The following is a 25,984-nucleotide window of genomic DNA, read 5'->3' as shown; positions in this document are numbered from 1 at the left end:
CTGCGCGCCCTGAATCACCGCAGGCCAGTAGTACTCGACCGAGGGCGCCACCATGCCGACCAGCGGATGCATCGGCGCCGGGCCCACCACGGACTGCGGTCCGCGCGGGAAGGGCTCGGCGTGCCTGGGCATCGTGATCCCGCCGTGCACGCGCACCACGAGGCCGCGGTCGGCGAGCGCGGTCACGTCCCTGCGCACCGTCACCGCCGACGCGCCGAGCAGGTCCACCAGTTCCTGCAATCGGACCGTGCCGTGCGTCCGGACGGCACGCAGGATCAGCTCATGGCGCTGAGCAGCCAACTTCTGGTTCATGTCTTCGCTTCTGATCGGTCCCGAGTGTTTCTGATCGTTTCGTTGACCGCTGAGTGTGCCACGAGGTGAGGTGTGCCACATCACTCCAGCAGGAGGGTCAGCAATGGAGCTTTCCCCAGCGCTGCAGACCCGCGGGCTCTCCCGCCGCGGGTTCCTGCGCGCCTCCGCCGCCCTGGGCGCGGCGGGTCTCGTCGGCGGCTGCACCGCCACCGCAGCACCACCGGGCGCCACCACCGTCACGATCTGGTCGTGGCTGACCGGCATGGACAAGTACGTCGCCGCGTTCAACGCCACGCAACGGAACGTCTTCGTCGAGCTGCGGGTGATCGCGGCAGGTCTGTCCGGCGGCTACGCCCAGCAGACCAACGCCATCAGGGCGCACAACGCGCCGGACGTCCTGCACGTCGAGTACCAGGGTCTGCCGCAGATCCTGCTCACCGGTGGGCTGCGCGACCTCACCGCGGACATGGCCGATCTGGAGAGCCAGTACTCCCCGGCGGCGTGGCGCGGCGTGCGGCCGGACGGCAGGACGTGGGGCGTGCCGATGGACCTCGCGCCGATGGTCTTCTACTACCGCAAGGACTTGTTCGACCAGCACGGCATCCCGTTGCCGCGCACATGGGACGAGTTCCGCACGGCGGCCGCGGCCGTCAAGCAGGTCGACCCGCAGGCCCGCATCTGCTCGTTCCCGCTCAACGACGGCTCCTTCTTCGCGGGAATGTCTTGGCAGGCGGGCGATCCGTGGTGGACGGCGCAGGGCGACACCTGGGCGGTCGACATCGCGGGTGAGGGCACGCTGCGCACCGGGACGTTCTGGCAGTCGATGATCTCCGAGAACCTCGTCGCCGGTGTCGTGCACGGCACGCAGGACTGGATCGCCGGGATGCACGACGGCAAGCTCTGGGGTCTGCTCGGGGCGTCGTGGAGCGTCGGCACGCTCGGCAGGTCCATCCCGAAGGACACCGGCCGGTGGGCGATGGCGACCATGCCGACCTGGAACGGCACACCCGCCAACGGTGTCCAGGGCGGCACGGCGTTCGGCATCTCCGCGGAGAGCAAGGCGCCAGAGGCCGCCATGACGTTCCTGCGCTGGCTCAGCACTAACCCCGACGTGCCGAAGATCGGCAGCACCTTCACCACGCCGTTCCCCGCGCACCTGCCCAACCGCGCGGTGGCACGACAGGCGTACAAGGGCGGCTACTTCCTCGGCGACCCCGTGTACGACGTGCTCGACGAGGCGGCGAAGCGGGTGCCGGACTGGACGTGGGGTCCCAACGCGCTGCGCCTGTTCTCGACGATCTCCGACTCGTTCGGGCCGGTCCGCGGTGGCGGAACGACGTTGCCGGAAGCGCTGAAGAAGATCCAGCAGCACGCCGTGGCCGACATGCGCGCCAAGGGACTTTCGGTGCGGGAAGGGAAAACGGCATGAGCGTCCTCGCTCCCGAGCGCGCACCCGTGCAGGAAACGCCCGGCAGCCCCGAGGTGATCGGCCGCGCCCGCAAGAAGGACTTCGCGGGACTGGTTCTGGCCGTACCGTTCCTGGTGCTGCTCGTGTCCACCGTGCTGGTGCCGGTGCTGTACGCGCTGTACCTCAGCCTGTTCACCGAACGCTTGCAGGGCCTGGGTTTCTCCGGTCCTGAGCACGTGTTCGTCTGGCTGGGCAACTACGTCTCGGTGCTCGCGGACAACGCGTTCCACGCAGGTCTGGGCAACGTCGCACTGTTCGCGCTGGTCCACATCCCGAGCATGCTGATCGGCTCGCTGGTGCTGGCTCTGCTGCTGGACTCCGCCGTGGTGCGGCTGCGGCAGATGTGGTCGCTGGCGGTGTTCGTGCCGTACGCGGTGCCGGTGGTCATCGGCGGTCTGATCTGGGCGTACCTCTACAGCCCCACGATCGGCCCCATCAAGAACCTGCTCGGCGTCGACCCGTTGAGCGACGCGGCCGTGCTGCCCTCGATCGCGAACATCGCGACGTGGCAGTGGGTCGGCTACAACATGATCATCTTCTACACGGCTCTGCAGGCGGTCCCCAAGGAGATCGTGGAGGCGGCGCGGGCCGACGGCGCGGGCGGGTTCCGCACCGCGTGGTCGATCAAGATCCCGATGATCCGGCCGACGGTCTTCGTGGCCGTGGTGTTCACCGTCATCGGCTCGTTGCAGCTGTTCACCGAACCCATGGTGCTCAGGGGCTTCACCGGCACGGTGACCAGCACCTGGACGCCGAGCATGTACGTCTACGAGGCCGCGTTCGTGGCCGGAGACAACGGGCGCGCCGCGGCGGCGTCGGTGCTGCTCGCGGTGATCTGCGCGCTGCTTTCCGCTGTCGTCATGCGCTTTTCGACGAGGAGGTCGCGGTGAGCACGTTCGTTGCGGACCGCAGGTCGCGCTGGGTTTCCGTGCCTGCGGTGCACCTGATTCTGGTCATCGCCGCGCTGTACAGCCTGCTGCCGCTGGTGTGGCTGGTCACCTCGGCGACCAAGTCGCTCGGCGACTTCTCCACCACCGGCGCGTTCGAGTTCGGCGAGTGGAACCTGTGGGCCAACGTCAAGACGTTGTTCACGCAGGAGAACGGGATCTTCTGGCACTGGCTGCTCAACTCCGTGCTGTACGCGGGAGGCGGAGCCGTGCTCGGCTCGCTGATCTGCGCCGCCTGCGGGTACGCCATCGCCAAGACGAGCTTCCCCGGCAGGCGGCTGCTGTTCGCGCTGACGCTGACCGGCGTGCTCGTACCCACGACCGTGCTGGCCCTGCCGATGTACCTGCTCGCCTCCGAGCTGCGGATCGTGGACACGTTCTGGGCGGTGTTCATCCCCTTGCTCACCAACCCGTTCGGCGTCTACCTCGCCAGGGTGTACGCCGACGCGTCGGTGCCGGACGAGGTCCTCGAAGCCGCGCGGGTCGACGGCGCCGGCCAGCTGCGCACGTTCTTCACCGTGGCGCTGCCGATGATGCGTCCTGGCGTGGTGACCGTGCTGCTGTTCCAGTTCATCGGGATCTGGAACAACTTCTTCCTGCCACTGGTCCTGCTCACCGACCCCAAGCTCTTCCCCGTCAGCCTGGGGCTCTTCCAGTGGAGCACGCGCCAGAACCAGTTCCCGCAGTACACCCCGCTGGTGATCACCGGGTCGCTGCTCGCGGTGCTGCCGCTGGTGGTGGCATTCCTCGTGCTCAACCGGCAGTGGCGCAAGGGCTTGGCAGCAGGGAGCGTCAAGTGACGGCACACCGGCCGGAGGTCTTGCTCGCCATGAGCCAGGACGTCGCCGACCTGCAGTTCGGCCCGCGAGAGCTGGAGCGGCTGCACAGGCTGGCGACGCTCGGCAGTCCCTTGGTGGCGCACGACTTCTCGTCGCCCGCGGTCCGCCGCCGCCTCGCCGGCGTGGAGGTGCTGATCACCTCGTGGGGCTGTCCGCCGATCGACTCGGACGTGCTGGCGGCGGCACCGCGGCTGCGCGCCGCCCTGCACGCGGCGGGCAGCGTGCGGTCGCACGTCGGTGACGCGGTGTTCGACCGCGACGTCCTCGTCACGACAGCCGCGCACGTCAACGCCGAACCGGTCGCGCAGTACACCGTCGCGGCGATCCTGTGGGCGTTCAAGAAGGTGCCGTTCCTGGCCGCGGACGCCCGCCGGTTCCGCGAGGACTGGGACTACCGCGAACGGCGCGGCGAGCTGTCCGGTCTGGGCCGCACGATCGTGCTCGTCGGGTTCTCCCGCGTCGGCAGGCGGGTGGTGGAGCTGCTGCGGCGGCTCCAGGTGGGCCGGTTGCTCGTGGTCGATCCCGTCGTGGACCCCATGCTGGTGCGAGCGGCCGGCGCCGAGGTCGTCACGCTCGCCGAGGCACTCCCCCAGGCGGACGTGCTGAGCCTGCACGCACCCGCGCTGCCGGAGACCCGCCACCTGATCGGCACGGCGGAGCTGGCCGCGCTTCCCGAGCACGCCACGCTCATCAACACCGCACGAGGGTCCCTTGTGGACACTGCCGCGCTCGAGGAGGCATGCGCACACGGACGCGTGCACGCCGTGCTCGACGTGACCGACCCCGAGCCCCTGCCCGCCTGGTCACGGCTGTACGACCTGCCCAACGTCGTGATCACCCCGCACGTCGCAGGGTCGCTGGGCTCGGAGACCAGGCTCATGGCCGCGGCCGCGCTCGACGAGCTGGAGCGCTACGTCTCCGGGCAGGCGCCCCTCGAACCGGTCACCCGGCACGGGCTGGCGGTGCAGGCATGAGCCCCGAGTGCGTCTGCAAGTGCCACCAACTCTTGATCGAATCGCCGTCAACCACACCCAACTTCTTCCACAGAGCCGGAGCCGTGTGCTCGAGCCCGGAACACCTTGTTGGTAGTAGAAAAGTGCCTGTTGATGTTGAGTTGGCGGTACTTGCAGACGCCATCAGGGGCAGGACGGCGGTGCGGGCATGATCCTCCCACCCGAGAACCGGTTCCTCTCCCCGCACACGGGCTGGACACGCGCCCATTGGGAAGCGGTCGCCGACCACCTGCTCGGCTCGGTCAACAGACACTGGTCCCCTCGGTGCGCTCGGATCGACCTGCCGGGCGAGCCGAGCCGGTACGGCCCGGCCTCCGACGGGCTGGAAGGGTTCGCGCGCACGTTCCTGCTCGCCGGGTTTCGCGTCGCGGGCGGCGGTGATCCCGCCCTGCTGGAGCGGTACGCCTGGGGCCTCGCCGCCGGCACCGACCCGCACTCGCCGGAAGCGTGGCCGCGGCCGGACGAGCTGGGACAGGCCAAGGTCGAGGCGGCGTCGATCGCGCTGGTGCTGCAGCTGACTCGCCCGTGGCTGTGGGACCACCTCGACGACGGTGTGCGCGAACGGGTCGTCGACTGGCTGGGCACCGTGGTCGGTCAGCCGTACCCGCCGATCAACTGGGTGTGGTTCCGCATCGTCGTGGAGTCCTTCCTGCGTGAGGCCGGTGGCCCCTGGTCAGCCGAGGACATCGAGCACGACCTGGCTCTGCACGCGTCGTTCCGGCGCGAGGGCGGGTGGCTGAGCGACGGCGAGGAACGCGCGTACGACCACTACGCGGGCTGGGCGCTGCACCTGTACCCGTTGCTGTGGACGCACCTGTTCGACATCCCGGACTCCCTGTGCCCGCAAGAGGTGCGCCAGACCTGGTCGGACGACCTGGCCCGGTACCTGCAGGACGCGGTCGCGCTGCTCGGTGCCGACGGGTCGCCGTTGATGCAGGGCCGCAGCCTCACCTACCGGTTCGCCGCCGCGGCGCCGTTCTGGGTCGCCGCGATGACGGGTGTGCCGGGGCCAGAGCACGGACTGGCTGCGGCGCGCGGCATCCGGTGTCTGCGGCACTTCGTCGACCACGGCGCGCTCGAACCGGACGGCCTGCTGCAGCTCGGCTGGCACGGTGGCTGGCCGGCGATCCGCCAGGCGTACTCCGGGCCGGGATCGCCGTACTGGGCCGCCAAGGGGATGCTGGGACTGGCCCTGCCTGCTGACCATCCCGTGTGGACGGACGCCGAACTCCCGTTGCCGGTGGAGACGAAGGACTTCACCCGAGTCATCGCCGCACCCGGCTGGCTGGTGTCGGCTCGCCGCGCCGACGGCATCGTCACGACGGTCAACCACGGCACGGATCACGCGCTGCCCGGCGACCGGCGTGCTGACTCGCCCCTGTACGCGAAGCTGGGCTATTCCACGGCGACCATGCCGTGTTCCACGGACAACTCGGTGGTACTGCTCGATCCCGAGGGTGCCGCCAGTCATCGCGCGGGCTTCCGGACGCTGTTCGTGGAAGAGCTGCCCGGCGGTGTCGTGGCCGGAGCGTCGCAGGGACCCGTGCGCTGGGTCGACACCGGCGCGGACGACTCACCAGACCACGGTTCCGGACGCGCCGGCGAGACCGTCGAGGGACCGCCTGTGCTGGTGGTCTCGGTCGTGCGCAGCGGCGTGGAGATCCGGATCGTGCGCGTGGACGGCCAGACAGACGCCCGGCTGCGGCTGTCCGGCTGGCCGATCGCCGCCGACACGCGGCCGCAGGCGGAGACCGCAGCGAGGCCCGAGGTGGTGGTCACCGGTGCGCGCCTGCGTTCTTCGGCGTGTTCCCTGCGCGGGTTCGACCAGGCGGGCGTGGAGACCGAGTCCGGATCGTCCCCGCTGGGCAAGTACGTCGCGGTCCCCTGGCTGGCCACAGCCGGCCCTGTGAGACGCGGTGACCTGTTCGCCGCGGCCGTGCGCCTGGACCGCGACTGCGGCGCCATGACCAACCCGCTGCTCACCGGGCACGGCGACGAGATCGTGCTGCGGTGGAGCGATGGACTCGATACGAGGATCACCCTGCCAAGTCCTTAGGAGTTTCAATGAACGTGTCAAGCGGCTTCGGCCGTGAGTTGTGGTGAACGATGGAATTCTCGGCCGTCGCGCAGCAGCGCCCAGATGACGTCGACCAGTCGGCGTGCCAGCGCGATGAGAGCTTGGGCGTGGAACTTGTCCTCCTGTCGTTTACGCAGGTAGAAACGCCGGGAAGGTCCGTCCTTGACCTTGATGGAGGACAGCGCGGCCAGGTAGAACACGCGGCGCAGGCCGCGGTGGTAGCGCTTGGGCCGATGCAGGTTGCCCTGCACTCGTCCCGAGTCGCGTGGAACCGGGGCGAGGCCGGCGTAGGCGGCCATGCGGCCCGAGTTGCCGAATGCCGCGCGCAAGTCGCCGCCGGTGTCAGCCAGCAACTGTGCGCCCAGGATCGGGCCGAACCCGTCAACGCTGGTGATCGGGGCGGCGTGTGGATGCTCGCCGAAGCGTCCGGTGATGTGCTTGTCGAGATCTTTGATCTCGCGGTCGAGGTCGAGCAGCTGCCGTGCCAGCCTCATGATCAGTGGCGCGGTGGCGGCTTCCGCGGGCAGGGCAACAGTTTGCTCGTCCGCCGCGGCGATTGCCTTGTCCACTATGGACGGAATGGTCGTGGGCCAGGCGCCGCCGGAACGCAGGTGCTCGGCCAGACCAGCCTCACCCGCGGCCCGGATGCCGGCCGGGGTGCAGTAGCCGGTGAGCAGGACCAGCGCCGAGCGGGTGGAGTAGTCGAAAGCACGTTCCAGCGCAGGGAAAATCGACGCGAGCAGCTCACGCAGCCGATTGATCCCGCGCACCCAGTCACCCATCAGGTCCTCCCGCCGCGCGGTCAGGATCCGCAACTCGGCCACGAGCTCGTCCGGGCGCGGGACCGGAGCCAGATCACCGCGCAGACGCGCGGTCTCGGCGATCGTGCGCGCGTCCCTGGCATCGGTCTTGCCCTCACCGGGAAACGCACCGGCCATCCGGTTGACCAACCGGCCCGGCACATACAGCACCGGCTGGCCCGACCCGAGCAGCAACGCCAGCAACAACCCGGCCGAGCCCGAGGTCATGTCCACCGCCCAGACCACCGCGCCGGCTTTGCGGTCCGCGCGGGCGATCAACTCCTCGATCGCGGCCTGACCGTTGACCACCTTCTGGCTGAACACGACTTTGCCCGCGTCGTCGACCGCGCACGCGTGGTGCCCGGCCTTGCCGACATCGATGCCCACCCAGATCCTCTCGCGCACCGCCACGCGGTCCGCCCTCCCGTTCTCGCAGGTCAACCCCGTGGACGGCCCGCCAGCAGCTCCATAAACAGCGACACGCAACGAACACGCGCACAGATCTCAATCAGCGGCAGGGCGTCCAGCACGGCGAGGCGGCCACTCCCAAGAAGCCACCCAACGACAAGGAAACATCAGCCACACCTCGCCGTCCTGGGCATTCAGAACATCCCGTTCTGAACATCAACAAGCTTATGGAGGAGTCATGGTCACCCGCAGGACAGTGTTGTCCGGCACAGCCGCCGCCATCGCGGCAACGGCGCTGGGAGTGGATGCCAACGCCGACCAGACCATCACGATCGACCCGAGCACGAGCTACGGCACATGGGAAGGCTGGGGCACATCACTGGCGTGGTGGGCCAACGTGTTCGGCGACCGCGACGACTTCGCGGACCTGTGGTTCACCACGAAGTCCGTCACCTACAACGGAACGACGCTCCCCGGACTGGGCATGAACATCGCCCGCTACAACCTCGGCGCGTGCAGCTGGAACTCCGTGAACGGCGAGACCATGGTCGCCTCGCCGAACATCCCCCGCTTCAAGCAGATCGAGACCTTCTGGCAGGACTGGCGCACCACCGATCCTGGCTCGTGGCAGTGGGGCGCTGACGCGAAACAACGTGCGTCCGTGGTGAAGGCGGTGGCACGCGGCGCGATCACGGAGCTGTTCTCCAACTCACCGGCGTGGTGGATGTGCATCAACCACAACCCTTCCGGCGCCGCCAACGCGAACAGCAACAACCTGCAGTCGTGGAACTACCGCACCCACGCCTCGTACATGGCCGAGGTCACCCGGCAGTTCCGCGATCGCTGGGGTGTCACGTTCCGCACGGTGGACCCGTTCAACGAGCCCGCGTCGGACTACTGGTCGGCGACCGGAAAGCAGGAGGGCTGCCACTTCGACCCGTCCCTCCAGCGCACTGTGCTGCAGTACCTGCGCGAGGAGCTGAACAACCGCGGCCTGTCCGGAACGCGCATCTCCGCGTCCGACGAGACCAGCTACGACGTCGCCCGCAGCACGTGGAACTCCTTCGACGCCACCACGAAGTCCGTCGTGAACCAGATCAACGTCCACGGCTACCAGGGTTCCGGTGGACGCCGTGACCTGCTTTACACCGACGCTCGGGCGGCGGGCAAGGTGCTCTGGGACTCCGAGTACGGCGACAAGGACGGCACGGGTCTCTCCATGGCGAGCAACCTGTGCCTGGACTGGCGCTGGCTGCACCCCACGGCGTGGTGCTACTGGCAGGTGATGGACCCGACCCCGGAGTGGGCGTTGATCGCCTACGACGCGAACACGCTGCGGGCGGGTGCCGTGCAGAACAAGCTCTACGTGCTGGCGCAGTTCACCCGGCACATCCGGCCGGGCATGCGGATCATCTCGGCGTCCACCGGAAACGCCGCCGTGGCCTTCGATCCCGCCGCCCGCAGGCTCGTGCTCGTCGGCGTCAACACCGCGACCTCGGCGCAGACGATCACCTTCGACCTCACCCGGTTCGGCACCCTGCCCACCGGGCTGATCACCCGGTGGTCCACCTCGACGACCAGCGGCAGCGACAGGTACGTCCAGCGCACCGACGTCCGCCTGGACGGCAAGCTGCTGCGGGCTTCGTTCGCGGCGGGGCAGGTGCAGACCTTCCAGCTCGACGGCGTGTCAGTGTGACGTTGTGCTGAGGCTGGCCACCAGGTTGATCGTGGTGGCCAGCACACCCGTGCCGAACAGGTAAGACAGCAACGCGTGCTTCAACACGGTGCGGCGAATGTCCCTCGTGGACAGTGAGGTGTCGGAGACCTGGAACGTCATGCCGATGCTGAACGCGACGTAGGCGAAGTCGCCGTAGTCGGGCGGTTCCTGCTGGTTGAAGTCGATCCCGCCGTCGACGTCGACGTAGTACAACCGGGCGTAGCGCAACGTGAAGATCGTGTGCACGACCATCCACGACAGCACCACCGACAGCACACCGAGCCCCACGCGCAACAGCTCCGACGTACCGCTGGTCTCCGCGGCGCGGGCGAGCACGATGCCCACGGACACGAGGCTCGCCAGCGCCGCGAGCAGCAGAACGATCTCGGACACGGTGCGCGCGGGATCGTTGCGCACGGCGTGCTGGGCGGTCTCCTCGGCGTTCATCGGCCAGATCAGCAGCCACACCCACGTCAGGTAGACCAGCGTCGCCACGTCCCAGCCGACCAGCGGCCCGAACTCGGCGTGGCCGGTCAACGAGACCGCCAGGCCCGCGGCCACGCCGGCCGCGATCACCGTCAGGAACTTCGTCCTCGCCAGGACGAAGCCGTCGTCGGACGGCGGGCGGGTCGGAAGATCGTCCGGCATGAGAACCGAAGGTACGACATGTCCGCACCGCTGTCGCGACGACCCGCCTTACCTGCGGTCCAGGCCGAAGAACTGGATGGCGCGCAACGCCATCCCGGACGCCATCAGGTTGTGCCCGACGCCCTGCAGCGAGTACGCCTCGACCTTGTCGCTGTACCGGCGGCGAGTCCAGTTCGGTTGGGGCTGGTCGGTCGACGTCGGTGTGGTGGACAGCCCGTGGACGTTGGTCCACTGGTCGACCTCCTCGCCGAAGTTCGGGTAACGCAGGATGTCGTCCTGCGTGCCATGCCAGAGCTGCATGCGCGGCCTCTTGCCGGTGTAGCCGGGGTAGGCCGACCGCGCGATGTCACCCCACTGCCGCGGCGTCTTGAGCACCCGGCCGTTGGCGCACTCGCTGTTCCAGGTGGAGCCGTCGTTCGTCGCGAAGCAGCCTTCCGGCACACCGGCGAACGCGGCGCCGGCTTGGAAAACGTCCGGGTAGTTGGCGACCATCACGTTGGTCATCATGGCGCCGGACGAGACACCCGTGACGTACACACGGGCGGGGTCTCCCCCGTACTGCCGCAGTGCGTACCGGACCATCGAGTTCAGGCCGACCGGGTCGCTGCCGCCGTCACGTTTCAACGCACGCGGCGAGGACACGTCGAAGCACTTGTCGGCACGGGTGACCGACGGGTAGACGATGACGAACCCGTACTGGTCGGCCAGCCGCCCGAACTCCGCGCCGCGGTGGAAGTCGGGCCCGGAGCCGGTGCAGTAGTGCACGGCCAGCAAGATGGCCGGACGGGCGGCGACGCGGTCCGGTTTGTACACGTGCAGGCGGAGGTTGCTGGGGTTGGGGCCGAAGTTCGTCACCTCGACGAGCGTGGCAGCGGACGCCTGAGGCGTGACCACGAGCCCGAGCAAGACGGCGAGAGCCAAAGCAATGCGGAACATGACGCTCCTAACGTCCAACCGATGCCTCCGAGATACCGAGGAACCCGTGGGTGGTTCCCGGTGCGGAGCTGGTGAGTTCCAAGCGGAGGCGATCACTGCGCACGGGTGAGAACGTGATCCTCACGGGTTCACCGGCCGGCCGTTCGACCTTCGCGTCCCGCACCGGCACGAACGCCCGGCCGTTCCAGTACGACACCGCGATCGCCGCAGGCAAGGCATGTGACGTGTCGGTGCGGAACGAGACCTGCGCCGAGCCGACCGGACCGCCCTCGGGAACAGGCAGCGACACCCAGTCCGTCGCGTGCGCACGGCTCACCGCCGGCAGCAACCCGGTGGCGCGCTTGAGGTAATAGTTCGACCAGTACGTCGAACCGTTTCCATCGAGCATGGCCGCGGGGATCGTGGCGGGGGCACCCGAGTAGCTCGCGTCCGCCGCCGGAGCCAGGACAGGAGGCGCCACCGGTGCCGGATCAGCGTCCCGCGCCTGACCTGGCCGCCCACCGACCGCCGCGACCAGAGTGGTCGCCGTGCGCAGCCCTGGCGCACGTGCCGTCACCGTAATCATGGATGACTGTCCAGATCGGACCATCGCCAGTGCCTTGCCGTTGAACGCGGTGCGCGAGCTCGCCTGATAGTTCTCCGCGCTCTCCTGACGGCCGTTGTCCAGCCCCGCGAGACTGCCGCCCCTGACCTGGAACGAGATCAGGTCGTCCGCGTCCGGCACGACCACACCCGCACGGTCGACGACCTCGGCGGTGACGAACGTCAGCGACTTGCCGTCGGCCTTCGTCACCCTGCGGTCCGGCGTCAGCTTGATCGCGTACGGCTCGCCCGCCGTGCGGACCTCCTCTCTCGCCACCTCCACGCCACCGCGCTTGGCGACCGCGACGAGCCGTCCCGGCTGGAACGGCACCGACCACGTCAGGTGCAGCTTGCCCGCGCTGCCGTTCGGACTCGTGTAGCTGCCGGGGAACGGGCCGGTGGTGACCGTCTTGTCATCGCCGGTCGCCTCGATGGTCTCCAGGTACTTCGAGCCATACGTCGTCGTCTTCGTGTCGAACTTCCGCTCCCCCAACGACTTGCCGTTGAGGTACAGCTCGACTGTGTCCGCGTTGCTGTACGCCCACACCGACACCGGCTCACCCGGTTTGTGGCCGGTCCAGTCCATCGGCAGCAGGTGCACCATCGGCTCACTGCTCCACTGGCTGCGGAACAGGTGGTAGAAGTCCTTCTCGAACCCGGCGGTGTCGACCGCGCCGAAGAACGACGACTTCACCGGGAACACGTTGTACGGCGTGGGCTCGCCGATGTAGTCGATGCCGGTCCACAGGAACTGGCCGGCGAACCACTTGCGGTCGCGGTCCTTCTTCAGCCCGTACTCGCCGCTGTAGGTCCACGTCTCGAGGTTGTTGTCGTATGAAGACGTGTTGCGCTTGCCCGGCGTGTAGTTCTCGCCTGTGTTGAGCTGATCCGGATCCTGGTAGTAGCCACGGGTCGAAGTGGAAGACGACGACTCGGCCTCGAAGAAGAACTTGGTGGGATAACGGGCATGTAGCTCGTCGATCGAGGACGCGTTGTTGTAGTTCAAGCCCAGCCCGTCGAGCATCTGCAGGATCTGGTCCTGCGGCGAGCCGACCGCGGGCAACCGCCGATACCGGTCGGTGCCCATGACAACCGGGCGGGTGGTGTCGATGGCGCGCACGTCGTCGATGAGCCGCCGGGCGATCGGCGGACCCGCGGCCGAACTGGAGTCGGGGATCTCGTTGCCGATCGACCACATCACCACCGACGGCGAGTTCTTGGCCGCGTGCACCATCTCGCGGAGGTCGGCGCTGCTGTGGGCGTCGAAGAACCGGCCGTAGTCGTACTTCACCTTCGGCGCACGCCAGGTGTCGAACGCCTCGACCTGCAGCAGGATGCCCAGTTCCTCGCACGCCCTGATGAACTGCGGCGAGGGCGGGTTGTGCGAGGTGCGCACGGCGTTCACGCCCATGCTCTTCATGATCCGCAACTGGCGGACGATCGCGTCCATCGAGACCGCGGCGCCGAGCGCGCCCAAGTCGTGGTGAAGGTTGACGCCCTTGAGCTTCATCTCCACGCCGTTGAGCGAGAAGCCGTTGTCCGGGTCGAACGCGAAGTACCGGATGCCCGTGCGCGTGCTGACGGTGTCCACTATCCTGCCGCGCACCCGGATCTCACTGTCCACTGTGTACAGGTTCGGCTGGTCCACCGACCACAGGGCCGGTTCGGTGATCCTGATGTCCGCGGTCGCGGTGCTCGGTTCCGCTGCCAGTGCCGTACGCGTCGTTGCTCTGCCGACGATCCGGCCGCGCGGATCCCTGACCGTCGAGACGATCTCCGCCTGAGCACTGCTCTCGCTGACGGCGGTGGTCGCCACGCGCATCGTGGCGAAACCGGACTTGATCGTGGTCGCGAGGTCGGGCGTCGTCACCTGCACGCCGTGGCGCGTCACGTGCGCGGGCTCGGTCACGACCAGCCGGACGTCGCGGTAGATGCCGCTGCCGGAGTACCACCGGCTGCTCGGCACCTGGTTGCGCACCTTGACCGCGAGAACGTTCGGCGTGCCATCGGTGTGCGCGTTGAGGTCGTAAGCGAATCCGGTGTAGCCATAAGGATGACGGCCGAGCAATACGCCGTTGAGATACACCTCGGAGTCCATGTAGACGCCGTCGAACTCGATCGACACTTTCTTTCCCGCCATCGACCGCGGCAGCGTGAAAGTCTTGCGATACCAACCGAGACCACCCGGCAGAAAGCCCGTACCGGCCCCCGTGTGCGCACCTTCCACCGGATCCAGCCCGATGCTCCAGTCGTGCGGCAGCCGGGTGTCCCGCCACGCCGGATCGTGGTCGCCGGGCTGCGGCGCGTCCTCGCCGGTGGTGTTGACCAGCGCGAACTGCCACGACCCCGTGAAGTCGACGGCCCGTCCTGCCGGTCGAACCTGCTCAGCCTGCGCCGTCGTGTGGGCGCCGCACAGCCCCGCCACCACCGCGCAACCGAGAACGAGTCCCCAGAATTTGTTCGACCATCGATTCGACCGTCGAATAGCCAAAACTCACCGCCCTGTCGCGATTTCCGCGCCCGAAACGCCATACTCGCCCATCTAGGAAAGCGCTTACCTACTCCCTGCGCAAGAGGTAAGAGATGAGGAAACCCATGCACCTGAAACGCTCTGCCGTCATCGGCGTTCTCGTAGGCACGATGGCCGTCACGGAGACCAGCGCCTCGGCGGCAACTCCCGTCCAGGTCTTCATCGCCGGAGACTCCACCGCGTCCACCTACGTGTCATCCCAGGCTCCTCGGGTCGGCTGGGGGCAGGCGCTGCCGGTGTTCCTCACCTCCAGCGCCGTGGCGGTGAACGCGGCCCAATCCGGAGCCAGCTCCAAGAGCTTCGCCGACCAGGGCCGTCTCGACCGCATCCTGGCGCAGCTCAAGCGCGGCGACTACCTGCTCATCTCGTTCGGCCACAACGACGAGAAGAAGGAAGATCCGGCCCGCTACACCGAGCCGTCGACGACCTACAAGTCCTATCTGTCCCAGTACATCGACAAGAGCCGGGCCAAGGGAGCGAAGCCGGTTCTGGTCACGTCTGTGGAACGGCGCCGTTTCACCAGCACGGGCACCATTTCCCCGACCCACGGCGCCTACCCGGCGGCGATGCGCCAGCTCGCGGCAGCCAAGGGCGTGCCGCTGGTCGACCTGACCACGTCCAGCACGGCGCTGTTCAACCGCGCGGGCGTCGAGGGCACGAAGAAGTACTTCATGCACCTGAAGGCCGGCCAGTATCCCAACTACCCCAACGGTGTCGAGGACAACACGCACTTCCAGGCCGCCGGCGCGATCGAGGTGGCGCGACTCGTCGCCACCGCACTGCGCAACCAGGGCGTGCTGCCGTCTACCTCGTTCCGGCGGCTCACCGCCACGATTCCGCCCAACGCGATCGTCTGGCCGACAAGCACTCAGTGACCGAACGTCCTCGTCTCACCTCATTTGAGAGTACGACCATAATTTAATTTCCAGAAGATCTTGGTTCGCAACCACCGACGCGCTATGGTCGTACGATCGTAATCTAAAGCGTCGGGAGCCAGTGATGACAACAAACCAGCAGGTCGCGCTCGTAACAGGCGCCACCTCAGGCATCGGCAAGGCGGCGGCGACCGCACTGGCCGCCGCCGGCTTCGAGGTGATCGGAACCGGTCGCAACACCGCACGAGCCACCCCGCCCGCCGGGGTGACCTACCTCGACCTTGACGTGACCAGCGACGAATCGGTCGCCTCGGCGGTCAAGCAGGTGATCGACCGGTTCGGGCGCATCGACGTCCTGGTCAACAACGCCGGCGTCGGCTCAACCGGCGCAGCCGAGGAGTTCTCGATCACCCAGACGCAGGACATCTTCGACATCAACGTCTACGGCGTCATGCGGACGACCAAGGCGGTCCTGCCGCACATGCGGGCGCAACGGCAGGGACGCGTCATCAACGTCTCGTCCCTCAGCGGGTTCGTCCCCAGCCCGTTCATGACTCTCTACGTCTCGACCAAGCACGCGGTCGAGGGCTACTCCCAGTCGCTGGACCACGAGGTCCGCGAGCACGGCGTCCGGATCCTGCTCGTCGAACCCGGCCCGATCAACACTCCGTTCGCAGGCCACAGCGTGGAAGCCGACACCCCCATGCCGCTCTACGCGGCGGGACGGCGCAACTACGACGAGCTGCTGGAGAAGAACCTCAGCAGCGGAGACGACCCCGCCGTCGTCGCCAAGGTGATCGTCGCGGCGGCCACCGACCGGAACCCGAAACTACGGCGCACCGCCGGCACGACCGCCCGGACCATCAACGCGGTGTACCGCGTCGCCCCGGCCAGGATCTTCGACCGCGTCATACGCAGGTTCAACCGGATGCGCAACTGACGCGTGATCGGCTGAGATGGAGGAAGGCATGGTGCGGTACACGAAAGAACACAAACAGGAGACAAGGCAGCGGATCATCGCGACGGCCGGCCGACGGCTCAAGCGCGACGGCATCGACGGCTCCGGCGTCTCGACGTTCATGAAGGACGCGGGCCTGACCAACGGCGCCTTCTACGCCCACTTCGCGTCCAAGGACAGCCTCGTCACCACCGCGATCGCCAACGAACTGGACACACTGCACGCGAACATCGTCGAGCAGGCGGACCCCGGCGCGGCCGGCCTCGAACAGATCGTGCGTTCGTACCTGTCGGCCGACCACCGGGACGATCCCGTCGACGGCTGCCCCAACGCCGCCTTGCTCGACGAGATCGCGCGCGGCGACGACGCGATCAAGCAGGCGTACACCGACGGTGTGCTGGTCGTCATCGACGGCCTCGCCGCCCGCATGGCACCCGAGGATCCGCTCTCAGCCCGCGTGAAAGCGCTCAGCCTCCTCGGCCTGATGGCTGGGACGCTACAGCTCTCCCGCGCTCTTACGGACCGACAGCTCTCCGACGACCTCCTGGAGCAGGGACTCCGCAATGCCTTGGCCTTGGTGGACGCCGAGCTCAGACCCATGACCGACACTTCCGCAGGCAAGCCGGCACACCCGGCCACGTCGTCCTCCCGTCAGGAAAACGATGACTGAGCAACCGTTCAACTCGCAGCTGCGGGCCGCGCGATTCCTTCCCCGCACCATCATCACCGCCCGAACTCTTCCCACGCTCCGGCTCCTCACCAAGCTCACCGGGAGCACTCGGCGGCCGGACGCGCAGGTCGTCTCCGTGGACACCGACGTGTCGGTACACGTCTTCCGGCCGGCTTCGGCCCGGCCTCGGACGCCGGCGCTGCTGTGGATCCACGGCGGCGGAATGGTGCTCGGCGACGCAGCGCAGGACAGCCGGTTCTGCCGCCGGATCGCCGAGCAGCTCAACATCGTCGTCGTCTCGGTGGAGTACCGGCTCGCACCCGAGCACCCGTTCCCGACACCGCTGGAAGACTGCTACACCGCGCTGCGCTGGCTCGCCCGCCAGGCCGACATCGACCCCGCACGCATCGCCGTCGGCGGCGCCAGCGCCGGCGGAGGTCTGGCCGCCGCGGTGGCGCTGCTGGCGAAGGAACGCGGCGAGATCCGTCCGGTCCTGCAGCTGCTGTCCTACCCGATGCTGGACGACCGGACCACCACCCGCACCGACATCCAACCGCGTTGGCTACGCCTATGGAGCCAGAAGAGCAACCGGTTCGGCTGGCACGCCTACCTCGGTTCCGCCACCGCGGACGGCAATGCGCCCCCGCTGGCCGCGCCGGCCCGCTACGACGACCTCTCCGGCCTTCCGCCCGCCTGGATCGGCGTCGGCACCAACGACCTGTTCCACGACGAGAACGTCACCTACGCCCGGCGACTGCAGCAGGCCGGCGTCGACCGCACCCTTCACGTGGTGCCCGGCGCCTACCACAACTTCGACTCCATCGAACCGAAAACCGGCCTCTCCCAGGCCTTCGTCGAGGCCCAGACCACCGCACTGGCCGAAGCGCTCAACGGCGGCTGAACGCACGGTGGGTTCAGGTCGGTGACCATCGGGCCGGGTGCGCCCCCAGTGGTGCTCCTCAAACCGTGATCCAAGCCTTGTGCATTACACCAGCCGCCGGTCACGAAGAGCTGGGCTGGACGCCGACGAGGCCCCGCTGGAGATGCCCAGCCCCCTCGCCGCGATCGCTGCAACGGCAAGCCTGCACACCGTGGAAGTGGATCTCGCCGACAGAGCCGGCGTGAACGCATCAGTCGCCGGTGTTGGCGAGGTCGGCGAGCGCTCGGCGTCGACGGTCGAGCTCGGCGAGCATCCGGTCGAACAGGTCGAGCGCGACCAACGGCTGGCCCTTGCCGACTTGGACGGCGATTTCGTGCGCGGCGACGGCGACGGTACGAGGCCAGTCCGCCCACCCGGTTTGCTCACCGGGTTCGACCAGTGGCGCCGAAACGATCTTGATGACCTCCTCGGCGACCTTTCCGTCCTCGATCCGGAACGAGCGGATTTCAACGTTCCCCGGATCGCGGGTGGAGATGATCAGGTGGTGCACCTCCGGATCTGCAAATCGAATATGCACTTCCCCGGGATATGCCTCGGATGCCGGGTACGAACAATACACAACAACAGGCTCTTCGCCTTGATAATCCATCTCACGGTAGACCTGAAGTTGTTGCTGGGGATCGAACTGCCAGAAGTCGGGAGAATCTACGCTGTTGATCATGGGAATGTGGCGTTCAGGCTTGTCGGAACCGAACCTGCCAGCCACGACGCCACACGCTGCCCGGGGCAGGTCGGCGAGAACATGCGCGACGATGGCATCCAGTATTGCCTTATCGATGGTAAGCATGGAATGTTCTCCTGAAGCTGTCCTGCGGTGATCATGTGGGAGGATTCAACGCAGTGAGCCTGCGCACCTCAATGAACAGCTGATCCGGCGTGTCATTGCGGAGCGCTGCGGCGACGCCATCGAGTGCGTCCCAGTAGTGCCATTTGTCGTGCCAGTCGAGCGGAATCGAGGTGACCCGTGCGACACACATTCGCACATGTAGCCTCACTCACGTAATAGCGTGCTCACCCTCGTAGGCGGGTTCCTCCCATAGGATGCCCGCTATTGACAGATCCGAGAGCAGTGCGGCGTGAGCTTCACGTGCAAGGCTGCGTTGGGTCGATTTGTCGCGTTGGATGCGTACGTGATCAGCGCTCATTTGTAATGCGGCTGCGACCAATGCGATCACCGCTGTCTTGATGACCTCTTTGACCACGGACTCACCGACGGTGAACGCGCCCGCGGCAGCCGAGGTCAGCGTGATGAATCCGAGTAGCACGAACTTGGACACGAATGCCAGCACGCGATCCAGCAGCGAGTGGTCATTGGTGATTTCCACCTGCCGCAGCTGGCCACGTAGCCACTGAAGCTGCTCGAGCGCGTGCTGGCGTTCGTCGGGGTCGACGTCGCCGTGCCGGGCGAGTGCATGCAGCACGGTCTCGACCCGGTCTGGCGGCAGGTCAAGAAACTCTGCAACTTCAGTCAGCGGCATCGCGGCGACCGCCGAGATGGCCACCAGGTGTGGCACGGCATCCCGCACCAGTTGCCGTGACCTGGCGCCGTCGGCCTGGCTCAGGTAGCTCTCCGTGCTGTCCAGCAGCACGTCGAGGTCACGGACCACGTCGACCAGTGCACTGTTCGCCAGCCGGACATCACCAGAAGCGCGGGCCGCGGCTCGCTCTTCTTCGTGGTACAGAAGGAGTTCGAGCACTGGCGGCGCGGTGGCGGCTGCCTCGTCATCCTGGCGTTGCGGCTGCGCGACGACCTCATCGTCGGGTCGTGCTGGCGGAAGCCGCTCCGCAGCGCGCCGGGCATCGGAGACTATCGAGATGTCGTCGTCTTTTTGTTTCCTGCGGTAGAAGCCCTCCCCACGACCGAAGGGGGTGGAGTAACTCATCACACTCCTCTCGCTGCGTGGGCAAGCTTACTGATCAACAGGGCGGTCCTGTGCCATGGGCGAAGACCTACCTCGTATCGAGACTCCATCCTTGTTCCAGATCCCAGTTCTGACCGCAGTTGCCGATCAAGTGCGTGATCGATGTCGATGAGTCTTGTCCGTTGCCAATGAAGGTCGTCCCGCTGCCACCGAAGTCTGACCGGACGCGACTTTGTGCCACTCAAGTAGACCCGCCCACCAGCACCACGATTTGGCTGACGCCCGCAATGGCCTGCGCCACCACCTCGCCCAGGAGATCATCATGGTGGCCTGGGGTCGGCATCCCGTGGGCCAACCTCGTGGAAGTGGATTGCGCCAACGTCCCGTGCCTGAACCACTGGACCCGAGACCGAGCCATCGATCTGGTTGCAGGCATGGTCGTCGGCCGTCATCCCATCCTCACCGATCCGGCATGACCGGCTACTTGCCGGCACCCACAAACGCATCGATCGACATGAAGTGGCAGAAGCCTGCATCCGGTCAGACTTCGCTGGCAGCGGGACGACCTTCACCGGCAGGGGAAACGAAACCTGGCATCGGTCACGGCCACCAAACACTCACGGACGACGCCCCGCGTGCAACGCGCAACCCTGGACGCGAACCACGAGATGAGCGGCACCGGTGATGTCGGCCAGCGGTGGCCAACCACAGCCCAGCGCGAGCCAGTGGCGTCGCTGCGTCCACCCCGTCGAGGGGCAAGCCAGCTCAGCCTCGGCGACCGGAAGACCGGTGGATTCGTACGGGAGCAGCATCAGGCCACGACCCGAGTTCGGTGGGTGGGCAGCTCGCCCACAACCAGGGCGCCTCCTAGCCGCGCTCCCCAGCATCGCGGGTCGACGGTAGGCGACTGACGACCACGAGCCCGGCGATGCCGAGCACGCCGAGCCCGATGCCGCCGATCAGCCGCGGCGTCTCGACCGCTGAGCACGCCGCCGCGCTGCCGGGGAACCCTGACCCGTTGTCCGCCGAAGTGAACACGAAACCGCAGTTGAGCCGAACGCTGGTGACGAGCCCGCCGACAGTCGGATCCCCGCTGAACAGGTCGGCTGGCAAGAGCATCATCTGGTCGCTGGTGCCCCGGCCCCACGCGTACTTGACGTCGACGTCGTAGGGCACGCCGTCGTCCACGTAGTAGAGCGCGATCCGCGGGACCAGTAGCAGCCACAGCGCGAAGCCGAGCGCGACGACAGACGCGAGCCGCACCCACGGGCGAGGAAGTCGACGCAGGTTCATGCCGCGAACGCTAGCTCCACGCCTCCGGGACCGGACCCACCCTGACCGGAAGATGCCATCCGGCTGCGCCGGAATGATGTGCAGGGCGCGTTCATGGCGTTGACTGCCCATCACGGGTCCTTAGCGGCAGCGGCAGCGAGTTGCTGCCCGCACAGTAAGGCGGGACACGTGTGGTGTGGTTGCGCTGCCTCGATTAAGCCTCACGAGCCGCCTTGCCGGGCACGAGCACGGCTTGCCCGTGATCAGCCCCAGAACGCACGCTCATGCCGACGAGCAGACGACAGGGAGTGCGTCTGATTGATCTCTGTGCGTACGTTCAGCGGGCCTGGCCGATCAGCTGCGAGGGCCGCCCGCACTGTCGGCGCGTCAGGCACACCGGTCCCAGGTTTCAGGGCCGCACTCGCTTGGTTTCGTATGCCCAGATGGCGATCTGGACGCGGTTGCGGGCACCGATCTTGTTCATGAGGCTCGCGAGGTGGAACTTGACGGTGCTGAGGCTGATGTGGAGTTCGTCGGCGATCTCGGCGTTGGTCCGGCCCTGGGCAACGGTCAGTGCGACCTCTTCCTCCCGGTCGGTCAGTGTGACGAGCGGTTGAGCGCGCTTCGAGGAGGTTGCCGAGTCGGCGAAGCTGGCGAGCAGTCGGGCGGTGACGCTGGGGGCGATGAGGGCGTCGCCCTCGGCGGCGGCGTGGATGGCCTGGACCAACAGGTCGGGGCCGGCGTCCTTGAGCAGGAAACCTCTGGCGCCTGCTTTCAGGGCCCCGCTGACATGTTCGTCGGTGTCGAAGGTGGTGATGACGACCACGGCCAGCGGGTCCTCGACGTCGGGTCCCGCGAGCAGGCGGGTTGCCTCGACGCCGTCGAGGTGCGGCATCCGGATGTCGAACAGGCATACGTCGGGCCGTAGCCGGCGGGCGAGCGTCACGGCCTCGTGGCCGTCGGCGGCTTGGCCGATCACGTCGATGTCGGGTTGGCCGTTGAGGATCGTGGTCAGTCCCGCTCGGATGATGTTCTGATCGTCGGCGATGATCACGCGGATGGTCATGCGAGAGCCTCTCGCCTCGGGATCACCGCGTGGACCGTCCAGCCGTGGTCGGGGCCTGGGCCCGCCTCGAGGGTTCCCCCGAGCAGCGTCACGCGCTCAGCCATGCCCACGAGCCCATAGCCTGGCACACGGGAGTTGGACAGGCCGCGCTCACCGTCGTCACTGACGCTCAACCGCACGGTGTCGGTGCCGCCGTCCACGAGGACGTGCACCTGGGTCGCGTGCCGTGCGTGGCGCTTCGCGTTGGTGATCGACTCCTGGGCAACCCGGTACAGCGCCGCCTCGACCGAGGGTCGCAGATCGTTGAGATCGCCGCACTGCTCGACATCGATCCGCAGACCCTGATCTCCTTCCCCTGTGGCCAAACCCTCGATGTCGGCCACGCCGCGTTGGGCGAACACCTCTGGCGTGCCGTTGCCCCGGCGGAGGGACCCGACCATGGAGCGCATCTCGGCCAGAGTGCGCGACGCCTCGCCCTCGATGACTTCGAGTGCCCTGGCGGCTCCGTCCAGGTCGCGTGAACTGGCCAGGAATCGTCCCGCCTGTGCCTGAATTGCGATAGCGGACACGTGATGAGCGACGGTGTCGTGCAACTCCCGGGCCAGCATCTCCCGCTCGTGGAACCGGACCCGCTCGACCCGTTGGGTGCGGACGATGCGCTGGTAGCGGACCAAGACGCCGAGCACGGCGGGGAACAACAACACAACCAAGCCACCGCTGGCATCGGCGACGCCGGGGAAGTCGGTTGTGACGGCAACGAGCCATTCCAGCAGCACGATCGCCAACCCGATCGCCGTCTGCCGGCTGGTTCCCCACCGGAACAGCGAGTACACGAGAACCACGACGAACGTGCCGGCGTACAGCGAAAAGGGCTCGCCGCCAACGAAGACCGCCGCCAGGTCGACCACCATCAACCCGCCGAACCCCAGTCCCACCGCGGCAAGCGGGCGAACTCGCCGCCACAGCATCGTGAGCGCCAACGTCAAACCGAACACGACGCCGACGGGACGCCACACCATGTCGTCGCGAACGACGACCTCCGCCATCGCCGTTCCCGCCACCCCCGCGACGAGCAACCAGTCGCGCCACACGCGAACCGGTGGACTCTCGCCGTCAGGCTCCATCCGCAGCCAACCGGGAGTTCTCCTCACCAGCCACAGAATAGGGCCTCGGACGAGACAGCGGATCGACCGAAAAGGCAGGTCCAGCCCTGGCCGATCGGTCAGGGCAACACTGACCGAGACCCCGGTGTGCCACGAACCCGACGCGATGACACTGGACATCCTCGCCCAACCAGAGGAGCAGATCCCGTGATGACGCCAAGGCAGTACCGAGACACCCCGGTCGATGTGAAGCTCGTGCTCTGCTCCCTGTGGGTCACGATGCTTTTCGTGTTCGCCTACGTCGACATCTTCGGGCTCTACCGCGCTGATGTCCTCGACGCCGCGCTCGACGGCAAGATGGCGACCACGGCATTCACGGTCAACCAGGTGTTCCTGACCTCCACCCTGATCTACATCCTGCCGCCAATCCTGATGGTGGTTCTGACACTCCTCCTCACACCACGGGTCAACCGAACCGTCAACATCGTCGTCAGCTTCCTCTACATGATCACCATCATCGTGTCGTGCATCGGCGAGACGTGGATCTACTACCTCGTCGGCAGCCTCATCGAAGTGATACTCCTTGCCGTCATCGCCCGAGCCGCCTGGAAATGGCCGCCACCGACGGTCGCACCCTCGCTGCCATAACTGACCGAGGCCGCGTCAGAAGCCGGGGAACACGCGACGCAGGTCGTCGAGCGTGACGCTGCCCTCGACGGTGACGCCGTTGTCGTACGGCGCCTTGAGACGGCCGCTGATCAGACGGACGAACGCTTCCTGCGGTCCGTTGAACGTCGCGGAAGGTGACTCGAGGTGGTCCACCACGGTGGCCACGTCGTCGATCACCAGCCCGGCGCCGGGGGCCGAGACGGACACCGGGGCCGCGAGCTCGGCCGGCTTCGCGAGGAAGCTCACCAAGAAGTCCATGGGCCCGGCCAGGAGGTCGACGAGCACCGCGGCCGAGTCGGCGTTCACTCCGGCGTGTGGGTCGAAGGCCACGCGCACGTCCCACGAGTGGTTGGCCACCTCGTTGAGCCGCATGGCCAGGGCGGTCAGCAGCGGGACCGGCTCCGGCAGGAAGCCGAGGTCGACGGTCAGCGACGAGCGCTGCTCGGGCGTGAGCGCCTCGACCATGTCGAGCAAGCGGCCGTCGTGTTTCAGGAAGCCCTCGGCCTGCGCCCGCGGCGCGGACGCGTCCCAGCGGGCCCAGATCGTCTGGTTGTCCTCGGCCGCCACGGTCTCTCCGGTGGCCCGGGCGATCGGCGCATGGCCGATCTCCGCGCCGCTGCCGAGGTGGGACAGAGCCTGGGCGACGGTCCACTCCGCGGCGCCGCTGGTGACGGCCAGCTGATGATCGGTGAAGGTGCGGACGAGACTCGCGAGCATGTCATGCTCGGCGCGCAGGACGGTGATCGTGCGATCCACGAGTTGACTCATGCCATCCCCAACTCCCGAACCCACGCATGTGTTCCGCTGATCAACTCCACACCGGCTCGCCGCCCTACAGGTCCCTCTCACCCACACGACTCTCGTCTGTCCGCTGCGTCGCTGCCCAATCGCGGATCGCGGCGACGAACTCCTCCGGCGCATCGGACTCCACGTAGGTGCTGGCACCCTCGACGATGACCGTCTTGTGGTCGATGAAGGTCGCTTCCAGTCGCTCGCGCTCGTGGGGCCGGAAGGCGATGTCGGCGTCACCCCACACGATCAGTGTCGGCAGGTGGGCGAGGTCGGCAAGGCCGGCCTCGACCTCGGCGAAGAAGGCCCGGCTGGCGAGGACCCTGCCGGGGAGTACGGCGGAGGCCTGGCGCCGCTCAGGGGTGTCCAGCGCCCGGCGGTAGTGAGTCATCTCGGCTGCGGTCGGCTTCCGCTTTCGGTGGCCGGTGGGGATGAACGCGTTGACGAGGAAGTTGGAGCCGTCGGACCAGGAAGCGGATCGGAGTCCGCCGGCGGTGCGAGAGAAGGCCTCGAAGTGAAGGACGCCGTTGACCGGCCAGGCCCAGGTGTTGGCGAGCACCAGCCGATCGAAGACGCCCGGCCGCCGCTGCACGGCGGCCAGGCCGATCGGGCCGCCCCAGTCCTGCCCGACCAGAGTGGCTCCATCGAGGCCAAGCGCGTCGACAAACCCGGTGACCACGTCTGCGTGCTCCTCGGGCAGGTAACGGTAGCCGGGCTTCGGCGTCGACAGCCCGAAGCCCGGGTAGTCGAGGGCGATGCACCGGAAGTCCTCGCGCAGCGCGCGGATCACGTCGCGCCAGAGGAACGACCAGGTCGGGTTGCCGTGCAGGAACAGCAGTGTGGGACCTGACCCCTCGTCGACGTAGTGCACGGTGTGCCCGTCGATGTCGACGAAGCGGCTCTCGAACGGGAACAGGCTGTCGTCGACCCAGGCGGGCCGCACGCTCTTGGTGGTATCAGCCATGACGGCCCCTCTCCGCTCGGTCTTGCCGTAGACTTGAGGTTGTCAAGCGCACTTGAGATAGTCAAGTAGAGGGCATAATGCGTAGCTACGGCCAGTACTGCGGGCTCGCCCGGTCGCTCGAAGTCGTCGGCGACCGGTGGAACCTGCTCATCGTCCGCCAGCTTCTCATCGCCCCCGCCCGCTACCGGGACCTGATCAACGGCCTCCCCGGCATCGCGACCAACCTGCTCGCCGACCGGCTCCGCGACCTCGAGGCCTCCGGCGTGGTCGAGCGGCGACTGGCCGGCGAGGGCAGCGTGGTCGAGTACGTCCTCACGCCGTGGGGTGCCGAGCTGCGCCAGCCGATCGAGAGTCTGATCCGCTGGTCCACCCCGCTGATGGTCCGCGGCCCCGACGGCGACTCCTTCCGCCCGGAGTGGCTCACCCTCGCCGTCCCCGCCCTGCTCGATGCCAGGGTCAAGGTCCGCGCCTCGGCGACGGTCGGCCTCGAGATCGGCGACCCGCCCCTCCAGCTCCGCGCGACGCGCTCCGGCTTCGAG

At 67.5% G+C, this 25,984-nt stretch carries 25 protein-coding genes; 12 read left to right on the top strand and 13 right to left on the bottom strand.

Features of this window, described 5'->3' with window-relative positions:
- Window positions 1–312, bottom strand: a 312-nt coding sequence (locus tag FXN61_RS29415) for a DeoR family transcriptional regulator (protein WP_167977255.1), incomplete at its 3' end; no start/stop codon positions are given.
- Window positions 313–415: 103 nt separating this feature from the next.
- Between FXN61_RS29415 and FXN61_RS29410 the strand changes: the two genes are divergently transcribed.
- The 5 genes from FXN61_RS29410 to FXN61_RS29390 all read left to right on the top strand — a co-directional run bounded on the left by FXN61_RS29410 (window position 416) and on the right by FXN61_RS29390 (window position 6,635).
- Complete coding sequence (locus FXN61_RS29410; RefSeq protein ID WP_167977254.1) at window positions 416–1,741, top strand: ABC transporter substrate-binding protein; 1,326 nt, start codon at window positions 416–418, stop codon at window positions 1,739–1,741.
- Entirely contained in the window at window positions 1,738–2,670 is a 933-nt protein-coding gene (locus FXN61_RS29405) for a carbohydrate ABC transporter permease (RefSeq protein WP_167977253.1), read from the top strand. The genes FXN61_RS29410 and FXN61_RS29405 overlap by 4 nt, the downstream gene beginning before the upstream one ends.
- A 47-nt stretch (window positions 2,671–2,717) precedes the next feature.
- On the top strand, window positions 2,718–3,527 hold the full coding sequence (locus FXN61_RS29400; protein ID WP_167977258.1) for a carbohydrate ABC transporter permease: 810 nt from the start codon (window positions 2,718–2,720) through the stop codon (window positions 3,525–3,527).
- Complete coding sequence (locus FXN61_RS29395) at window positions 3,524–4,540, top strand: hydroxyacid dehydrogenase (protein WP_312878077.1); 1,017 nt, start codon at window positions 3,524–3,526, stop codon at window positions 4,538–4,540. Before FXN61_RS29400 ends, FXN61_RS29395 begins: the two co-directional genes overlap by 4 nt.
- 187 nt (window positions 4,541–4,727) lie before the next feature.
- The gene (locus tag FXN61_RS29390) at window positions 4,728–6,635 is read left to right on the top strand and encodes a DUF2264 domain-containing protein (RefSeq protein ID WP_188135605.1); all 1,908 of its coding nucleotides are present in this window, start codon (window positions 4,728–4,730) and stop codon (window positions 6,633–6,635) included.
- A gap of 17 nt (window positions 6,636–6,652) precedes the next feature.
- Here FXN61_RS29390 and FXN61_RS29385 read toward each other — a convergent pair whose 3' ends face one another.
- Entirely contained in the window at window positions 6,653–7,867 is a 1,215-nt protein-coding gene (locus FXN61_RS29385; protein ID WP_167977252.1) for an IS110 family RNA-guided transposase, read from the bottom strand.
- A gap of 235 nt (window positions 7,868–8,102) precedes the next feature.
- On the opposite strand from FXN61_RS29385, the gene FXN61_RS29380 reads away from it, so the two are divergent.
- Entirely contained in the window at window positions 8,103–9,560 is a 1,458-nt protein-coding gene (locus FXN61_RS29380; RefSeq protein WP_167977251.1) for a glycoside hydrolase, read from the top strand.
- On the opposite strand, the gene FXN61_RS29375 is transcribed toward FXN61_RS29380, so the two are convergent.
- The 3 genes from FXN61_RS29375 to FXN61_RS29365 are packed head-to-tail and all read right to left on the bottom strand — an operon-like array spanning window position 9,552 to window position 14,175.
- On the bottom strand, window positions 9,552–10,229 hold the full coding sequence (locus FXN61_RS29375; RefSeq protein ID WP_167977250.1) for a DUF1345 domain-containing protein: 678 nt from the start codon (window positions 10,227–10,229) through the stop codon (window positions 9,552–9,554). The genes FXN61_RS29380 and FXN61_RS29375 overlap by 9 nt on opposite strands.
- A gap of 48 nt (window positions 10,230–10,277) precedes the next feature.
- Window positions 10,278–11,165, bottom strand: coding sequence for an extracellular catalytic domain type 1 short-chain-length polyhydroxyalkanoate depolymerase (locus FXN61_RS29370; protein WP_167977249.1), 888 nt, complete (start codon window positions 11,163–11,165; stop codon window positions 10,278–10,280).
- Window positions 11,166–11,172: 7 nt separating this feature from the next.
- On the bottom strand, window positions 11,173–14,175 hold the full coding sequence (locus FXN61_RS29365; RefSeq protein ID WP_223165646.1) for a glycoside hydrolase family 2 TIM barrel-domain containing protein: 3,003 nt from the start codon (window positions 14,173–14,175) through the stop codon (window positions 11,173–11,175).
- Between the two features lie 167 nt (window positions 14,176–14,342).
- Between FXN61_RS29365 and FXN61_RS29360 the strand changes: the two genes are divergently transcribed.
- The 4 genes from FXN61_RS29360 (at window position 14,343) to FXN61_RS29345 (ending at window position 17,681) form a co-directional block, all read left to right on the top strand.
- The gene (locus FXN61_RS29360; RefSeq protein ID WP_167977247.1) at window positions 14,343–15,152 is read left to right on the top strand and encodes a rhamnogalacturonan acetylesterase; all 810 of its coding nucleotides are present in this window, start codon (window positions 14,343–14,345) and stop codon (window positions 15,150–15,152) included.
- 124 nt (window positions 15,153–15,276) lie between these two features.
- Entirely contained in the window at window positions 15,277–16,092 is an 816-nt protein-coding gene (locus tag FXN61_RS29355; protein WP_167977246.1) for an oxidoreductase, read from the top strand.
- A 28-nt stretch (window positions 16,093–16,120) separates the two neighbouring features.
- Window positions 16,121–16,780: a TetR/AcrR family transcriptional regulator gene (locus FXN61_RS29350; protein WP_167977245.1), complete on the top strand. Its 660-nt coding sequence runs from the start codon at window positions 16,121–16,123 to the stop codon at window positions 16,778–16,780.
- Entirely contained in the window at window positions 16,773–17,681 is a 909-nt protein-coding gene (locus tag FXN61_RS29345; protein ID WP_167977244.1) for an alpha/beta hydrolase, read from the top strand. The genes FXN61_RS29350 and FXN61_RS29345 overlap by 8 nt, the downstream gene beginning before the upstream one ends.
- A 229-nt stretch (window positions 17,682–17,910) precedes the next feature.
- Here FXN61_RS29345 and FXN61_RS29340 read toward each other — a convergent pair whose 3' ends face one another.
- From FXN61_RS29340 to FXN61_RS29315, 6 genes are all read right to left on the bottom strand, one after another.
- Window positions 17,911–18,507, bottom strand: coding sequence for a M67 family metallopeptidase (locus FXN61_RS29340; RefSeq protein ID WP_167977243.1), 597 nt, complete (start codon window positions 18,505–18,507; stop codon window positions 17,911–17,913).
- Window positions 18,508–18,715: 208 nt separating this feature from the next.
- Window positions 18,716–19,603 carry a hypothetical protein gene (locus FXN61_RS29335; RefSeq protein ID WP_167977242.1) on the bottom strand — a complete coding sequence of 296 codons (888 nt, stop codon included), beginning with the start codon at window positions 19,601–19,603 and terminating at the stop codon, window positions 18,716–18,718.
- Between the two features lie 596 nt (window positions 19,604–20,199).
- Window positions 20,200–20,394, bottom strand: coding sequence for a hypothetical protein (locus tag FXN61_RS29330; protein WP_167977241.1), 195 nt, complete (start codon window positions 20,392–20,394; stop codon window positions 20,200–20,202).
- Window positions 20,395–20,449: 55 nt separating this feature from the next.
- Window positions 20,450–20,875 (bottom strand): hypothetical protein, encoded by a 426-nt coding sequence (locus tag FXN61_RS29325; RefSeq protein WP_167977240.1) that lies wholly within the window; start codon window positions 20,873–20,875, stop codon window positions 20,450–20,452.
- 388 nt (window positions 20,876–21,263) lie between these two features.
- Window positions 21,264–21,920, bottom strand: a complete 657-nt coding sequence (locus FXN61_RS29320; RefSeq protein WP_167977239.1) for a response regulator — start codon at window positions 21,918–21,920, stop codon at window positions 21,264–21,266.
- Complete coding sequence (locus tag FXN61_RS29315) at window positions 21,917–23,071, bottom strand: sensor histidine kinase (RefSeq protein ID WP_312878076.1); 1,155 nt, start codon at window positions 23,069–23,071, stop codon at window positions 21,917–21,919. Before FXN61_RS29315 ends, FXN61_RS29320 begins: the two co-directional genes overlap by 4 nt.
- Window positions 23,072–23,233: 162 nt before the next feature.
- Here FXN61_RS29315 and FXN61_RS29310 point away from each other — a divergent pair, with 162 nt between their 5' ends.
- Entirely contained in the window at window positions 23,234–23,671 is a 438-nt protein-coding gene (locus FXN61_RS29310; RefSeq protein WP_167977238.1) for a DUF6326 family protein, read from the top strand.
- A 15-nt stretch (window positions 23,672–23,686) separates the two neighbouring features.
- Here the strand turns inward: FXN61_RS29310 and FXN61_RS29305 are convergent, their stop codons facing one another.
- Together FXN61_RS29305 and FXN61_RS29300 are read right to left on the bottom strand one after the other, a co-directional pair.
- Entirely contained in the window at window positions 23,687–24,460 is a 774-nt protein-coding gene (locus FXN61_RS29305; RefSeq protein ID WP_167977237.1) for a maleylpyruvate isomerase family mycothiol-dependent enzyme, read from the bottom strand.
- A gap of 64 nt (window positions 24,461–24,524) precedes the next feature.
- Window positions 24,525–25,445, bottom strand: a complete 921-nt coding sequence (locus FXN61_RS29300) for an alpha/beta fold hydrolase (RefSeq protein WP_167977236.1) — start codon at window positions 25,443–25,445, stop codon at window positions 24,525–24,527.
- Between the two features lie 77 nt (window positions 25,446–25,522).
- Here FXN61_RS29300 and FXN61_RS29295 point away from each other — a divergent pair.
- Window positions 25,523–25,984: winged helix-turn-helix transcriptional regulator (locus FXN61_RS29295; protein ID WP_167977235.1), on the top strand; the 462-nt coding region annotated here is incomplete at its 3' end.

The sequence above is a fragment of the Lentzea indica genome (assembly GCF_012184385.1).
GTDB lineage: Bacteria > Actinomycetota > Actinomycetes > Mycobacteriales > Pseudonocardiaceae > Lentzea > Lentzea indica.
Note: the sequence above shows the minus strand (reverse complement) of the source record. Positions and strands in the feature narration are given on the sequence as shown.

Coding starts and splice junctions, on each gene's coding strand:
- FXN61_RS29390 (WP_188135605.1), top strand. CDS start 4,728: ATGATCCTCCCACCCGAGAACCGGTTCCTCTCCCCGCACACGGGCTGG.
- FXN61_RS29330 (WP_167977241.1), bottom strand. CDS start 20,394: ATGCTGCTCCCGTACGAATCCACCGGTCTTCCGGTCGCCGAGGCTGAG.
- FXN61_RS29325 (WP_167977240.1), bottom strand. CDS start 20,875: ATGAACCTGCGTCGACTTCCTCGCCCGTGGGTGCGGCTCGCGTCTGTC.
- FXN61_RS29345 (WP_167977244.1), top strand. CDS start 16,773: ATGACTGAGCAACCGTTCAACTCGCAGCTGCGGGCCGCGCGATTCCTT.
- FXN61_RS29360 (WP_167977247.1), top strand. CDS start 14,343: ATGCACCTGAAACGCTCTGCCGTCATCGGCGTTCTCGTAGGCACGATG.
- FXN61_RS29310 (WP_167977238.1), top strand. CDS start 23,234: ATGACGCCAAGGCAGTACCGAGACACCCCGGTCGATGTGAAGCTCGTG.
- FXN61_RS29355 (WP_167977246.1), top strand. CDS start 15,277: ATGACAACAAACCAGCAGGTCGCGCTCGTAACAGGCGCCACCTCAGGC.
- FXN61_RS29320 (WP_167977239.1), bottom strand. CDS start 21,920: ATGACCATCCGCGTGATCATCGCCGACGATCAGAACATCATCCGAGCG.
- FXN61_RS29340 (WP_167977243.1), bottom strand. CDS start 18,507: ATGCTTACCATCGATAAGGCAATACTGGATGCCATCGTCGCGCATGTT.
- FXN61_RS29305 (WP_167977237.1), bottom strand. CDS start 24,460: ATGAGTCAACTCGTGGATCGCACGATCACCGTCCTGCGCGCCGAGCAT.
- FXN61_RS29335 (WP_167977242.1), bottom strand. CDS start 19,603: ATGAGTTACTCCACCCCCTTCGGTCGTGGGGAGGGCTTCTACCGCAGG.
- FXN61_RS29370 (WP_167977249.1), bottom strand. CDS start 11,165: ATGTTCCGCATTGCTTTGGCTCTCGCCGTCTTGCTCGGGCTCGTGGTC.
- FXN61_RS29410 (WP_167977254.1), top strand. CDS start 416: ATGGAGCTTTCCCCAGCGCTGCAGACCCGCGGGCTCTCCCGCCGCGGG.
- FXN61_RS29380 (WP_167977251.1), top strand. CDS start 8,103: ATGGTCACCCGCAGGACAGTGTTGTCCGGCACAGCCGCCGCCATCGCG.
- FXN61_RS29300 (WP_167977236.1), bottom strand. CDS start 25,445: ATGGCTGATACCACCAAGAGCGTGCGGCCCGCCTGGGTCGACGACAGC.
- FXN61_RS29375 (WP_167977250.1), bottom strand. CDS start 10,229: ATGCCGGACGATCTTCCGACCCGCCCGCCGTCCGACGACGGCTTCGTC.
- FXN61_RS29405 (WP_167977253.1), top strand. CDS start 1,738: ATGAGCGTCCTCGCTCCCGAGCGCGCACCCGTGCAGGAAACGCCCGGC.
- FXN61_RS29350 (WP_167977245.1), top strand. CDS start 16,121: ATGGTGCGGTACACGAAAGAACACAAACAGGAGACAAGGCAGCGGATC.